This window comes from Micromonospora sp. PLK6-60 (genome assembly GCF_019890675.1).
In the GTDB taxonomy this organism is placed as follows: Bacteria; Actinomycetota; Actinomycetes; order Mycobacteriales; family Micromonosporaceae; genus Micromonospora.
The window spans coordinates 575,260-587,408 of record NZ_JAIOAA010000002.1 but is presented as its reverse complement, the minus strand read 5'-3'; the positions used below and the strand labels follow the sequence as shown (position 1 = coordinate 587,408).

Genomic DNA, 12,149 nt, shown 5'->3' with positions numbered 1-12,149 from the left:
GAGATCCGGTCGAGGATGGGGTGTGCGGCGTACGGGAGGGCGGCTGCGGTGCGGGTGCTTGTCGCCGAGGACGAGGAAATGCTGGCCGGCGCCATCGCGGAGGGACTACGGCAGGAGGCGATGGCGGTGGACGTCGTCCTCGACGGCGGCTCGGCGCTGGAACGGTTGACCGTCAACGACTACGACGTCCTGGTGCTGGATCGGGATCTTCCGCGGGTGCCCGGCGACGACGTCTGCCGCGAGGTCGTCCGGTCCAGGATCGAGACCCGGGTGCTCATGCTGACCGCCGCCGGTGATCTCGCCGACCGGGTGGCCGGCCTCTCCCTCGGCGCCGACGACTATCTCGGCAAACCGTTCGCGTTCGCGGAGTTGGTCGCCCGGGTCCGGGCGCTCGGGCGGCGAGCCCGGCCGGCCGCCCCGCCGGTGCTGGAGCGGGCCGGCATCCGCCTCGACCAGGCCCGCCGGCAGGTCGACCGGGACGGGCGGCACATCCTGCTGTCCCGCAAGGAGTTCGGCGTCCTGCAAGAGTTGCTGCTCGGCGACGGCGCGGTGCTCACCAGCGAGTTCCTGCTGGAGAAGGTGTGGGACGAGCACACGGATCCGTTCACCAACGTGTTGCGGGTGACCGTGATGACGCTGCGCCGCAAGCTGGGCGATCCGCCCGTGGTGGAGACCGAGCCCGGCGTCGGGTACCGGATCCGATGACCAGCACCCGGTTGCGGCTTCGGCTGGCCCTCGGCTACGGCGCCCTGGCCCTGCTGGTCGGCGTCGCGGTGTTGACGATCGCGCTGTCGGTGGCGGGCCGCGCGATCCAGGATCAGGTCGTCGCCGCGCCGGGTACGGCCGCCTCGCTGGCGCCCGGGACGACCGATGAGCAGGCCGCCGCCGCCAAGGCCCGGGCCGCGGCGGCCGAGACCACGATCCGACGACAGTACGACGACGCCGTGCGCCGTGCGGTGCTCCGCAACGGCGCGCTCGCGGTGGCCGTACTGCTGCTCACCGCGCTGGCGGTGGGCTGGTACGTCGCCGGCGCCACGCTGCGGCCACTTGCGGTGATCATCGGGTCGGCCCGGCGGATCGCCGATCAGAACCTGCACGAGCGCATCGACCAGCCCGGCCGCGGTGACGAGTGGGACGATCTCGTGGGCGCGATGAACGCGATGCTGGGCCGGATCGACGAGGCGTTCACGGCGCAACGGCAGTTCATCGGGAACGCCTCCCACGAGCTGAAGACACCGCTCGCCATCAACCGCACGTTGCTGGAGGTGGCGATGGCCCGGCCGGGTGCCTCGCCGGACCTGATCGGGCTCGGCACGAATCTGCTGGCGGTCAACGACCGGCACGAGACCCTGGTGGACGGGCTGCTCACCCTGGCCCGGGCCGACCATCGCGTGCTCGCGCCCCGGCCGCTGAACCTCGCCGAGACCGTCGAACAGGTGGCGGAGTTCCTGCGGCCCGAGGCGGACGGGCAGCGGGTGGCGGTGGCCGTGGCGGCGGAGAACGCGGTGGTGGAGGGCGACGCCGTACTGCTCGAACGGCTGGTGCAGAATCTCGTGCGCAACGGCATCCGGCACAACGAGCCGGCGGGCTGGGTACGGGTCGAGCTGGCCCGGGTGGACGGCGATGCCCGGCTCGTGGTGGCGAACAGCGGCCCGGTGGTGCCGGCAGGTGCGGTGCCGCAACTGTTCGAGCCGTTCACCCGGGTCGCCGGCCGGGTCGGCTCGGCACGGGGCATCGGCCTCGGGTTGTCGATCGTCCGGGCGGTGGTCCGGGCGCACGACGGCGTCGTGACGGTGTCCGCCCGCCCGGAGGGCGGCCTGCTCGTCGAGGTGCGTCTGCGCAGCCTGGACATCTCCGATTGACGCGCCGGTGCCAGGCGTCAAGGGTGGGTGACCCGTTCGCCGGGACACCCACCCTCGATCGGAGGCTACCGGGGCAGCACCGCGTAAGCCTGACTGCTTCCGCCCGCGTCTGGGCTGGTCAGCAGCCGATCCGGCCGGACCCGATGGCGACGTCGTCGTACCAGAGGGTGTCGGCCCCACCGCCGTAGCTCTCCCAGCCCAGCTTCAGGTCGGTGAGCTGCGGTCGCCAGGTGCGGCTGTACCACTGGCCGTCGATGTCGTGCGTCGGTACGCCGTCGGCGGTGAGCCCGGTTACCGCGGCGCCGTCCAGCCAGGTACGGAGCTGACCGGCCGCGCCGTCGACCATGAACTCCAGGCAGGCCCAGCGGTTGGTGGGCAGCGGCACGCTCTGCGCCACCCCGGCCGGGCTCTGCTCGGGCAGGGTCGCGTCGTCGGAGGCGCGGTTCCACTGCAGGGCGCCGTTCTGGCCGCCCAGCCGCAGATCCTTGTTGCCGTCGGCGGCGTCGGCCATCGTGATCATCGTGGTGTGGTCGGTGGGCTGGGCGGTGGTGTGCCGTACCCAGATCCGGCCGTAGCGGACGCTGCCCACGCCGCTGAGGTTTTTCGTGGACCTGACGAAGACGTGGTTGCAGTACCCGGCGGCGCCGTTGATCCGGACCGCGCGGCTGCCGCTGTGCGTGGTGGCGGTGTCGATGGTGGCGGTGCCGGCGCCGGCACAGTCCGGGCTCACCACGGTCCAGTCGCCGGACGGCGTCGCGCCGGTCTGGTTCTCGAAGCCGTCGCAGAGCACCGCCCCGGCGCACCCGGCCGGCGGCGCGCTGGTCGGCGGCACACTTGTCGGCGGGGTGCTGGTCGGCGGGGTGCTGGTCGGCGGGGTGCTGGTCGGCGGCGTCGACGTCGGCGGTGCGGTGGTCGGGTTCATCGTGCTGGGCGCGCCGGTCGGGGACGCGCCGTTGCACGGTACGCCGTTGAGGCTGAACCCGGTCGGCGCGCCGCCACCGGCGGCGAACGTGCCCTGCACACCGAACTCGGTGGAGCCGCCGGCCGGGATGCTGCCGTTGTACGACAGGTTGCGGGCGGTCACCGTCGCGCCGGACTGGCTGACCGTGGCGTTCCAGCCGTTCGTGACGCGCTCGTCCCCGGCGTACGTCCAGCTGACGGTCCAGCCGGAGACGGCGGTGTCGCCGGGGGAAACCTTGACGGCGGCGGTGAATCCGCCGGGCCACTGGTTGGGGGTGTAGTCGACCCGGCAGCCCTGGGCGGCCGCGGCGGGGCCGGTGAGCAGGGCCGTTCCGGTCGCCGCCACGGCGGCGGCCAACGCGGCGACGACCGCCACGGTCGGGGCGGGGCGGGCGCGGAGAATCGTCATGGAGGGTCCTTCTGCCATCGAGCGGGACGGAGGCGGCGCGGCAACTCGCCCTGGCTGCGGCGCGGCGGTGCGCCCACAGCGACTGGTCGGTGCGTACGACCCACGTGCCCGGCTCGGGGTGGACCTGTCAGCCGCCGACGACCCGGTCTCCCGGACCCCGGCGGCGCCCACGCCCAATCTATTTACAAATGTCTATCAAATCAAGCAGCACTCGGTGTCGCTCAGTCGATCGACGCGTGTAGCCGAGCGATGGCCCGCAGCAACTCGTCCCGATTGTCGGCGGCCTTGAGCCAGTGCGGCAGCCGGGCCACCAGCGTCATGCCACCCGACTCCGCGCCCCGCTCGCGCAGTCGGGCGCCGACGTATCCCCGCAGGAGGTCGAGGTGGCGGCGGTGGAACGCCCAGAGCGTCCGCCCGCCGCAGCACTGGGCCCGTAGCCACAGGGGCAGGCGGAAGAACGGGTCCACCGGACCGCCCCACCGCGACCCCTCCCCCGGCGACCAGGACGCCGCGTACGCGCACCCGGTGCACACCAGCCGGCGGGGCCATGACGCCACCGGCCGGCCGGCCACCGGGCGGGGAGAATCGATCGCCCGCTGCCCACAGCGCGGGCAGACGACGTAGATGTCCTCGGCCGCCATGTCGTACAGGCTGACCCTGGGGTCGCGGAACCGGTCCTCCCCGTCGCCCGGCCGCTCGTCCACGACGCACAGCATGCCGCAGATCGTCCGGCCCCGGGTGCCCGCCGCAGCCGGCCGGGAGGCGTCAAACTACCCGACCGCGGCCGGTGGCGTGAACCTGGAATCTCCGAGGGTCACCGCACCGGCGATGCGCGACAGACTCGTGACACGCCGCTCCGGCGGTCGTCGACTCCCCGGTCAGGAATGAGGTACGACAGTGCTCAGAAAGCTCGCCGTGACCCTGCTCGCGGCAATGGCGCTACTCGCCGGCTCGACCGGCGCGGCGTCCGCCGCATCCGCCCAGCCCGACTTCGGGGCGCAGGCGAAGGCGGCAGGACTCACGCCGGCCCAGGCCAAGAACCTTCAGCAGCGCGTCGACAAGGTCCTCACCGACCGGCCCGGCGGGCGCCAGGTGTCGGCCACCGAGGTCAGGTACGACGGCCTCATCGTCACGGTCGACCCCCGCTACGACGGCACGAACAAGACCATCGGCACGCAGGCCGTCATCTGCAGCGCGGGCTACTTCTGCATCGTCGTGCGGGACAAGACGTTCTCGTTCTACAAGTGCCAGATGTGGGACCTGACGGACTGGTGGGGCTCGTCGCCGTTCAACAACGCCCAGACCAGCGGCACGGTCTTCCGGGCCTACGACAAGAACTACAACCAGGTGTGGTCGCACACCGCGAAGGGCACCGGCAGCGTGGACGTCACCCCGTGGTGGCACCTCAAGCCGTGCTGACCTGAGTCACCCACGCACGGAGCTGCCCCCGGCCACCGCCGGGGGCAGCTCCGTGCCGGCCGGTCCACGACCAGTGGTCAGGCCCGTCACGTCACCGGGGCCGGCCCCTCGGCGAGCCGGCGGGCGCACCCCAGCAGCTCACTCGTGGGCCGCTCCCGCTCCGGGTCCAGGCACGTCGCCACGAACGCCCGCCACGCCGGGGGCAGGCCGTCGCACAGCCGCAGCGGCGTACGCCCGGCGACGACCCAGCGGGCCGCGGCCGCCCGGGCGTCGCCGGTGTCACCGGGGAACGGCCAGCAGCCACCGGTGAGCACCCGGTGGGCGGTGACGCCGAGCGCCCACACGTCGTCGCCCCGGCGCACGGGCACGCCGCGCTCACTGAGCCGGGCGGCCCGGCGCTGCGGCGACTGGTAGTCGGGCGAACCCAGCGGCGGCCCGTACCCGTGATCGCCTACCAGCGCGGTGACCAGGCCGAAGTCGGCCAGCCGCACGCCGCCGCCGGCGGTGAGCAGGATGTTGGCCGGCTTCACGTCGCCGTGCACCCACCCGGCGGCGTGCAGGTGGGCCAGCCCCGCGCAGGTCTCGGCGACGATGCGGGGCGCGCCCGGCAGCGGCCGGCCCGGCACCGCCGCGTCGAGCCGGTCCTGCAGGCTGCCCGCGGCGCGTTCCATGACCAGCACCAGCGCGCCGTCGAACGGCCGTGGCGGGTCGTCGACGGTGAGCGTGTCGACGACGGCGACGAGGTGGTCGTGGCGGGCCCGGCGGCCGAACGCCGCTTCGCGCTCCGCCAGTTCGCGACGGTGACCAACCCGGCCGGCGGCGATGAACTTGAGGGCCGCGTCCGCGCCGGAACTCGCGTGCCGGGCCGCGTAGACACTGCCGAAGCTGCCGGTGGCGATCGGCGCCGTCACGCGCCAGTCGCCGACCCGGTACCCGACGGGTACCCGGACCGCCCAGCCCCGGCCGGAGCCGGGTGCGCTCATCGTGCCGCGGTACGCGACCGCGGCAGCAGTGCCAGATGATCCTCGGTGACCAACCCGAACCGCACCGCCACCGACACCAGGGTCTCGCGTTTCCAGTCCCACCGGCGGCCGTGCTCGGGGCCGTGCAGGCGCAGCTTGGTGTCGGCCAGGTAGTCGATGTGGAAGCCGACCGCGGCGGCGCCGATCGTCCGGTGCCGCGGGTGCTCGCGCAGCCGGCGGACGAGCTGCGGAGTGGTGGGGACGGCGACGCTGGACTGGTCACGCAGCCGTGGCTCGCACAGGGCCACCAGCACCAGGAAGTAGGTGGACTGCTCGTCCAGGCAGAACGGGCTGACGGTGGCCGTCCCCGACGCCTGCGCGGCGGTGCCGGCGTCGAGGTAGCGGTGGCCGGGCGCGTAGACGTGGAAGTCGACAGTGCCGGTGCGCGTCGCCAGCACCACCCGGCTGAACTCGAACGGGACCGGTGCCGACAGCCGGCGCGGGGCGACCCGGATGTATTCGCCCGCCCCCTCCGGGTTCTCCACGACCAGCACCTGGTGGTCGCTGAGGTTGCTCAGGTGCCAGTACGCCCCGGTCGCGGCGATCTCTCCCGCGGTCCGGGGGACCGCCGGGTCGGGCAACGCGATCGGGACCGGGCAGTCGGCGGCACCGCGCCCGAAGCGGGCCCGTTCGCCCTCCTCCAGGTCGAGCGAGACCGGGCGTCTGCCGTCTGTCGCGGGCACATGGACGGTGAGAATTCCCATTGACCACCCCCGTGGGTCAAGCCGATGCCGCACCGGCCGAGGCCGACACGACATCGATCTATGTGAAATCCACTCAGGACAATATGCGACCTCAGGGTCACTTCCAAGTGGAATTTCCATCACTCGATCCGGTCGCCGCCGGTCTTGACGCGCAGCCGCCCGGTCCGGTAACCGGACGCCGGCACCCCCATCCCTCAGCCGAGGAGCAGGAACGTCGGCGCGGGGGGTGCGGGCGCCGGCCGGCGCGCCGCTGACGGCCTGGCTGCTCGGGTGGTCCTCCGACCGCACCCGAATCCAGCCCCGGCACGGCGGACATCACCGTCGGTCGGGGTCGGGGACCGGCTCGGAGACGTGGGCGGTGACGATCCGCCAGCCGACGGGCAGGCGTACCCAGGTCTGGGTCTGCCGCCCGGTGACGGCGCCGCCGGCGTACCCGAATCGGGTCGTCACGACCGCGACGTCCGCGCCGAACGTGGTGACGATCGGATCGACCAGCCGGCGACCGGGCGGCAGCGGCGGCTGCGCGGCCCGCCACTTGCGCTGCTCGTCCAGCCCGTACTGGTGGTCGGCGAGGCCGAACCGCACGGTCTGGTCGGCGTCCCAGAAGTATTCGCAGATCCGGTCGGCGTCGTTGTCGGCCAGCGCCTGCTCGTAGCCGGCGAAGGCCGCCGCCACCTCGGCGACCACGTCCGTGCGGTCGATCTCCATGGGTACGTCCTTCCCGCCGTGACCTCGGGCGCTGGTGGGCCCGGTCGGACGGCCGGGGGCGGGTGCCGCCGGGCCGCCCGACCGGGCCCGGCTCAGCCGCTGACCGCCGGCGTCCGCTGGTCGGCGTCCGTCCGCTCGGCGGTGGCGACGGGGTCGGCGCGGCCGTGCCGGCGGTCCAGGTCGGCCTCCTCCGGGTCGGGTACCCGGGGGGCGATCCGGCCCAGCGCGAAGACCGCGCAGATCGCCGCGACGAACAGGTAGCCGAGGGCCACCGGGCCGTTGGCGTTCCACTCGATCCGCTCGCCGTGGATCAGCCCGATGAAGGAGAGCACCGCGCCGGACCCGGCGAAGATCGCGGCCCGGACGAATCGCTTGTCGATGATGAAGACCACCGTCGCGCCGAGCACCAGGCCGGCGAGGATCGCGCCCTGGCCGAGCACCAGCAGCCCGTCGTAGACCACGCCGGCGCCGTTGAGCGCCTCGTCGCCGACCGCGTTGGCAGTGGTGCCGGCCGCCGCCAACGCGTTGTCGATCTGCCCGGTGGCCCAGGCGGCGATGTTCGGGATCAGCGCGGCGACCACGGCGGCGGCGTGCGCCCGGGGGGTCGCCTGGAACGCCTGCGCCCCGATCAGCAGGCCGATGTAGAGCAGGATCGGCACGATCGCCGCGGTCGGGAAGATCGCCGCGAGCAGCCCGAACATGCCGAGGAAGCAGAGCAGGGCGATCACCACGCCGGTCGCCATCGAGTAGCCGCTGCGCCCACCCGCCGCCTTCCAGCCCGGGTGCCCGACATAGACGGCCGGCGGGAACGGTGAGCCGAGCGCCGCACCGATCACCGCGCCCGCGCCGTCGGCCAGCAGCACGCTGCGCAGGTTGTAGTTGTCCCCGGCGGTGGCCGCGCTCTCCACGTTGGTCATGCCCTCGGTGAAGTTGTAGACCCCGAGCGGGATCGCCGTCGCCAGCAGCGGTGCCATGTCGGCCAGCCCGGTCAGCAGCAGGTCCAGCTTGACCGAGGGTACGGCGATCGCGATGTCCCGGGCCGCGGCCGTGACATCGGGCACCGACATCGCCCCGCCGGCCCAGCCGATCGCGGTGCCGAGCAGCAGCGCGGCGAGCCCGATCGGGAAGTTGAACGGCAGCTTCACGTCGGTGAGCAGGCCGATCAGCAGCAACGCGAAGACCGGCAGGGCGATCCAGGCCATCCGCCACATCTGCCCGGCCGGGTTCATCGAGATGAAGGTGATGGAGATGCCCGCGAGCGTGCCGAGCAGCGCGGCCCGGGGCGCGTACCGGCGGATGTACGGCCCGACGAACGCGCCGATCAGCACGATCACGCCGATGATGAAGGCCCACGCCAGCCCGGCCTCCCAGGCCCGCACCGGATCCCGGGTACGCAGGTAGATCGGGAGCATGATGACGAAGATGACGATGAACATGTGCGGCACGCTCGGCCCGTACGGCAGGGCGGTGACGTCGGCGCGGTTCTCCCGGCGGGCCAGCCGGCGGGCCAGGTGGGTGTAGTAGACGTTCCCGGCGACCAGGGCGATCCCGAGCGCCGGCAGGATGGTGCCGAACACCTCCCCTTCGGGCAGGTTCACCACGGCCAGGCAGAGCCCGGTCAGGGTGAGCACGTTGACCAGCACGTTGACGCCGAAACCGAAGAACGCGTTGGTGTCGCCGCGGACCCAGAACGGCAGCGGCACGACGGTGGGCTTGGTGGGGACCATGGCTGCTCCCGGTCAGGAGGAGGGCTGCAACACGGGGGTGGTGGGCAGCGCGGCGCGTACCTGCGCCGAGTCGGCGACCCAGCCGAAGATGCCGCCCTGCGCGGCGATCATGTCGAGGGCGACCCGGTGGAACTCGGGGAAGTAGGAGCCGACGCAGTCGGCGAGCACGAGGCACTCGTACCCGCGGTCGTTGGCCTCCCGGACGGTGGTGTGCACGCACACCTCGGTGGTGACCCCGGTGACCAGGAGGCTGCGGATGCCCCGCGCGGTGAGCAGGGCGTCCAGGTCGGTGGCGTGGAAGGCGCCCTTGCCGGGCTTGTCGACGACCGGCTCGCCGGGCAGCGGCACCAGTTCGTCGATGATGTCGTGGCCGTACTCGCCGCGGACCAGGATCCGGCCGTTGGGCCCGGGGTCACCGATCCGCTTGCTCGGTGCGCCCCGCAGGAGTTTGGCCGGCGGGCAGTCGGACAGGTCGGGCAGGTGCCCCTCGCGGGTGTGCACGACGGTCAGGCCGACGGCGCGGGCGTCGGCCAGCAGCGCGGCGAGCGGCGCGACGGTACGCCGCAACTGGTCGACGTCGTTGCCCAGGCTTTCCCCGAACCCGCCGGGCTCCAGGAAGTCGCGCTGCATGTCGATGACGAGCAGCGCCGTGCTCGGCAGGTCGAAGGTGTACGGGCTCGGCCGCGCCGCGGCGATTGTCAACATGGGCGCACCTCACTTCGTGGTGGCGGCGATGACGTCGTTTGAGGTGGCGACGCAGCCGAAGACGCCGCCCTGCATGGTCACCATGTGCAGAGCCGCGTCGTGGTTGGCCTTGTCGGTGGCGCCGGTGCAGTCGGCGAGGATCAGGCACTCGTATCCCCGGTCGTTCGCCTCGCGCATCGTGGTGTGCACGCAGACGTCGGTGGTGATGCCGGTGAGGATCAGGTGGGTGATGCCCCGGGTACGCAGCACCAGGTCGAGGTTGGTGGCATAGAAGGCGCCCTTGCCCGGCTTGTCGACGACCACCTCGCCGGGCACCGGGGCGACCTCGGGCACGATCTGCCAGCCCGGCTCGCCCCGGACCAGGATCCGGCCGGCCGGGCCGGGCGCGCCGATCTCGGCGCCGATGCGCGCCGACCGCCAGCGCTTGTTCGCCGGCAGGTCGGACAGGTCGGGGTCGTGGCCTTCCCGGGTGTGCACGACCGGCATGCCGAGCGACCGGGCGTGCGCCAGCAGCCGGGCGGTGGCCGGCAGGCCGGCCCGGGTCAGGCCGATGTCGTAGCCCATCGCGTCGACGTAGCCGCCGGGCCCGCAGAAGTCGGTCTGCCAGTCGATGCAGAGCACCGCGGTGCGCGCGGTATCCGCCACCCCGTCGTACGGCCACGGGTAGGGGTCGGCCGTCACCGGCCCGATGCTGCCCATCTCTCGCCTCCTGTCCTCGTCGCTGTCGCTGACCTACCGCTGGGCGGCGGCCCGGCGGTAGGCCCGCCACCCACCGGTGGCGCTGATGTCCTCGGCGGGCGGGCCGGCGGCGTACGCCTCGCAGAGAAAACCGAGCACGTCCCGCCCGTCATCGAGCCGCAGCCAGCCGAGCGAGAGCGGGGCCGGCACGCCGGCCAGCAGAGCGCCGACGGCGGCGCGGGGCAGCCGCCACAGCTCGACGTCGATCGGCTGGCCGGCCGGCCCGTCCGGGGCGACCCGGACCAGGCCGGGCAGTCCCTCGCCGTCGGCGGTGTCCAGCCGGTAGAGCCGGTACAGCGGCGCGGTCCGGGCGGCGCCGACCAGGGTCGCGCCGTGGCCGAGCAGCTCGCCGTTGCGGGACTCCCCGGCGAGGTGCCGGCCGACCACGGCGAGCAGCAGCTCCGCCGGGCGCGGTGCCGGCACCGTCGCGGCCGGTGGCGGCGGGGCCGGAGGCGTCTCGGCCGGTGGCGGGCCGGTCCCGACCGCCGGCTCCCCGGTGGGTGGGCCGGCGGTGAGGGCGGCGGCCAACCGGGCCAGGGTGGTGTCGCTGAACGGCGGGCCGAGCAGGGTCAGGCTCGCCGGCCGACCGGCGGCGGTGAATCCGTTGGGTACGGTCATCGCGGCCAGGTCGAGCAGGTTCGCGAACTGGGTGTAGCGGCCGAGCATCAGGTTGCGCCCGATCGGGTCCTCGGCGATCTCGTCGAGCGTGAACGTGGTGCCGACGGTGGGCACCACCAGCACGTCGACGTCCTGCCAGAGCCGGTCGACCTGGGCGCGCAGCTCGCGCAGGCGGTGCCGGCCACGGAACGCGTCGACCGCGTCGTAGCGCCGGCCGGTCGCCAGCACGGCCCGGGTGACCGCCAGCACCGACTCGGGACGCGACTGGAGGAAACCGTCCAGGGCGACGAGCCGCTCGGCCACCCAGGGCCCTCGGTAGAGCAGGTCACCCGCCGCGAAGAAGGCGGCCAGCGGCACCGGTCGCGCGGACCCGACGAGGGTACGGAGCAACTGCACGCCGGCCTCGAACCGGTCCTGCTGGCCGGTGTCGCCGAAGAAGTCGAGGTCTTCTGCCCGGGGCACGCCGAGGCGTAGCGTCCCGGGTATGCGGGCCGCCACCCGCTCCGCCGGCAGCGGACGCCCCCACGGGTCGGCCGCCGAGACGCCACGGGCGGCGTGCAGCACGTCGACGGCGTCGGCGACCTCGGTGGCGAAGACCGACACGCAGTCCAGCGAGCGGCAGGCCGGCACCACGCCGGCGGTGCTGAGCAGGCCCCGGGTGGGCTTCAGGCCGACGATGCCGTTGAGCGCCGCCGGCACCCGGCCGGAGCCGGCGGTGTCCGTACCCAGGGCGAAGCTGACCTGGCCGGCGGCGACCGCGACGGCCGAGCCGGAGCTGGAGCCGCCGGAGATCAGCCCGCCGCCGAAGACGCTCTGGCAACTGCCGTACGGCGAGCGGGCGCCGGTCAGTCCGGTGGCGAACTGGTCCAGGTTGGTCTTGCCGACGAGCAGCGCGCCGGCGTCGAGCAGCCGGCGCACCACCGGCGCGTCCTCGGCGGCCTGGTATCCGAAGTCGGGGCAGCCGGCCGTGGTGACCATCCCGGCCACGTCGATGTTGTCCTTGACCGCGAACGGGATCCCGTACAGCGGCAGGGTGGGGTCACCGTGGCGGGTCAGCCAGCGGGCGCGCTCGCGGAGCCGGTCGGCCGGGACGGTGCTGATCCAGACCGGCGGGCCGGCCCGGCCAGCGAGCCCGTCCAGGACGCGTTCGGCCTGGTCGACCGGGGTCCGGCTGCCCTCGCGGTACGCCGATCGCAGCGCCGAGACGGATCCGATTCGCTCCTGCATACTGTCGATTGTCGACAGTCCTGTTACGACAAACCGCGCGGTGTGTAACG

12 protein-coding genes are annotated in these 12,149 nt (G+C 73.5%); 3 read left to right on the top strand and 9 right to left on the bottom strand.

What is annotated here, in order from left to right; translation table 11 throughout:
* Positions 1-48: 48 nt before the first annotated feature.
* Both K7640_RS05710 and K7640_RS05705 read left to right on the top strand, forming a co-directional pair.
* Entirely contained in the window at positions 49-705 is a 657-nt protein-coding gene (locus K7640_RS05710) for a response regulator transcription factor (RefSeq protein WP_222953608.1), read from the top strand.
* Positions 702-1,862, top strand: a complete 1,161-nt coding sequence (locus tag K7640_RS05705; protein WP_222953607.1) for a HAMP domain-containing sensor histidine kinase — start codon at positions 702-704, stop codon at positions 1,860-1,862. The genes K7640_RS05710 and K7640_RS05705 overlap by 4 nt, the downstream gene beginning before the upstream one ends.
* A gap of 118 nt (positions 1,863-1,980) precedes the next feature.
* Here the strand turns inward: K7640_RS05705 and K7640_RS05700 are convergent, their stop codons facing one another.
* Positions 1,981-3,231, bottom strand: a complete 1,251-nt coding sequence (locus tag K7640_RS05700) for a cellulose-binding domain-containing protein (RefSeq protein WP_222953606.1) — start codon at positions 3,229-3,231, stop codon at positions 1,981-1,983.
* Positions 3,232-3,452: 221 nt separating this feature from the next.
* Positions 3,453-3,947 (bottom strand): hypothetical protein, encoded by a 495-nt coding sequence (locus K7640_RS05695; RefSeq protein WP_222953605.1) that lies wholly within the window; start codon positions 3,945-3,947, stop codon positions 3,453-3,455.
* A gap of 181 nt (positions 3,948-4,128) precedes the next feature.
* Here K7640_RS05695 and K7640_RS05690 point away from each other — a divergent pair, with 181 nt between their 5' ends.
* Positions 4,129-4,650 (top strand): hypothetical protein, encoded by a 522-nt coding sequence (locus tag K7640_RS05690; RefSeq protein ID WP_222953604.1) that lies wholly within the window; start codon positions 4,129-4,131, stop codon positions 4,648-4,650.
* Positions 4,651-4,736: 86 nt separating this feature from the next.
* On the opposite strand, the gene K7640_RS05685 is transcribed toward K7640_RS05690, so the two are convergent.
* The 7 genes from K7640_RS05685 to atzF form a co-directional block, all read right to left on the bottom strand.
* Positions 4,737-5,633 (bottom strand): serine/threonine-protein kinase, encoded by an 897-nt coding sequence (locus K7640_RS05685; protein ID WP_222953603.1) that lies wholly within the window; start codon positions 5,631-5,633, stop codon positions 4,737-4,739.
* A complete protein-coding gene (locus K7640_RS05680; protein ID WP_222953602.1) occupies positions 5,630-6,376 on the bottom strand; it encodes a serine/threonine protein kinase in 747 nt (248 codons plus the stop codon). The genes K7640_RS05685 and K7640_RS05680 overlap by 4 nt, the downstream gene beginning before the upstream one ends.
* Before the next feature lie 315 nt (positions 6,377-6,691).
* The gene (locus tag K7640_RS05675; RefSeq protein ID WP_222953601.1) at positions 6,692-7,084 is read right to left on the bottom strand and encodes an AtzH-like domain-containing protein; all 393 of its coding nucleotides are present in this window, start codon (positions 7,082-7,084) and stop codon (positions 6,692-6,694) included.
* A gap of 92 nt (positions 7,085-7,176) precedes the next feature.
* Positions 7,177-8,811 (bottom strand): regulator, encoded by a 1,635-nt coding sequence (locus K7640_RS05670; protein WP_255608082.1) that lies wholly within the window; start codon positions 8,809-8,811, stop codon positions 7,177-7,179.
* A 12-nt stretch (positions 8,812-8,823) separates the two neighbouring features.
* The gene (locus K7640_RS05665; RefSeq protein WP_222953600.1) at positions 8,824-9,516 is read right to left on the bottom strand and encodes a cysteine hydrolase family protein; all 693 of its coding nucleotides are present in this window, start codon (positions 9,514-9,516) and stop codon (positions 8,824-8,826) included.
* Between the two features lie 9 nt (positions 9,517-9,525).
* Positions 9,526-10,215 (bottom strand): cysteine hydrolase family protein, encoded by a 690-nt coding sequence (locus tag K7640_RS05660; RefSeq protein WP_222953599.1) that lies wholly within the window; start codon positions 10,213-10,215, stop codon positions 9,526-9,528.
* Positions 10,216-10,248: 33 nt separating this feature from the next.
* A complete protein-coding gene (gene atzF, locus K7640_RS05655) occupies positions 10,249-12,099 on the bottom strand; it encodes an allophanate hydrolase (RefSeq protein WP_222953598.1) in 1,851 nt (616 codons plus the stop codon).
* Between the last annotated feature and the right edge of the window lie 50 nt (positions 12,100-12,149).

Excerpts from the sequence above, each read along its gene's own strand:
- K7640_RS05705 (WP_222953607.1), top strand. The coding sequence starts at position 702 with ATGACCAGCACCCGGTTGCGGCTTCGGCTGGCCCTCGGCTACGGCGCC.
- K7640_RS05680 (WP_222953602.1), bottom strand. The coding sequence starts at position 6,376 with ATGGGAATTCTCACCGTCCATGTGCCCGCGACAGACGGCAGACGCCCG.
- K7640_RS05665 (WP_222953600.1), bottom strand. The coding sequence starts at position 9,516 with ATGTTGACAATCGCCGCGGCGCGGCCGAGCCCGTACACCTTCGACCTG.
- K7640_RS05660 (WP_222953599.1), bottom strand. The coding sequence starts at position 10,215 with ATGGGCAGCATCGGGCCGGTGACGGCCGACCCCTACCCGTGGCCGTAC.
- K7640_RS05670 (WP_255608082.1), bottom strand. The coding sequence starts at position 8,811 with ATGGTCCCCACCAAGCCCACCGTCGTGCCGCTGCCGTTCTGGGTCCGC.
- K7640_RS05675 (WP_222953601.1), bottom strand. The coding sequence starts at position 7,084 with ATGGAGATCGACCGCACGGACGTGGTCGCCGAGGTGGCGGCGGCCTTC.
- K7640_RS05700 (WP_222953606.1), bottom strand. The coding sequence starts at position 3,231 with ATGACGATTCTCCGCGCCCGCCCCGCCCCGACCGTGGCGGTCGTCGCC.
- K7640_RS05695 (WP_222953605.1), bottom strand. The coding sequence starts at position 3,947 with ATGCTGTGCGTCGTGGACGAGCGGCCGGGCGACGGGGAGGACCGGTTC.
- K7640_RS05685 (WP_222953603.1), bottom strand. The coding sequence starts at position 5,633 with ATGAGCGCACCCGGCTCCGGCCGGGGCTGGGCGGTCCGGGTACCCGTC.
- atzF (WP_222953598.1), bottom strand. The coding sequence starts at position 12,099 with ATGCAGGAGCGAATCGGATCCGTCTCGGCGCTGCGATCGGCGTACCGC.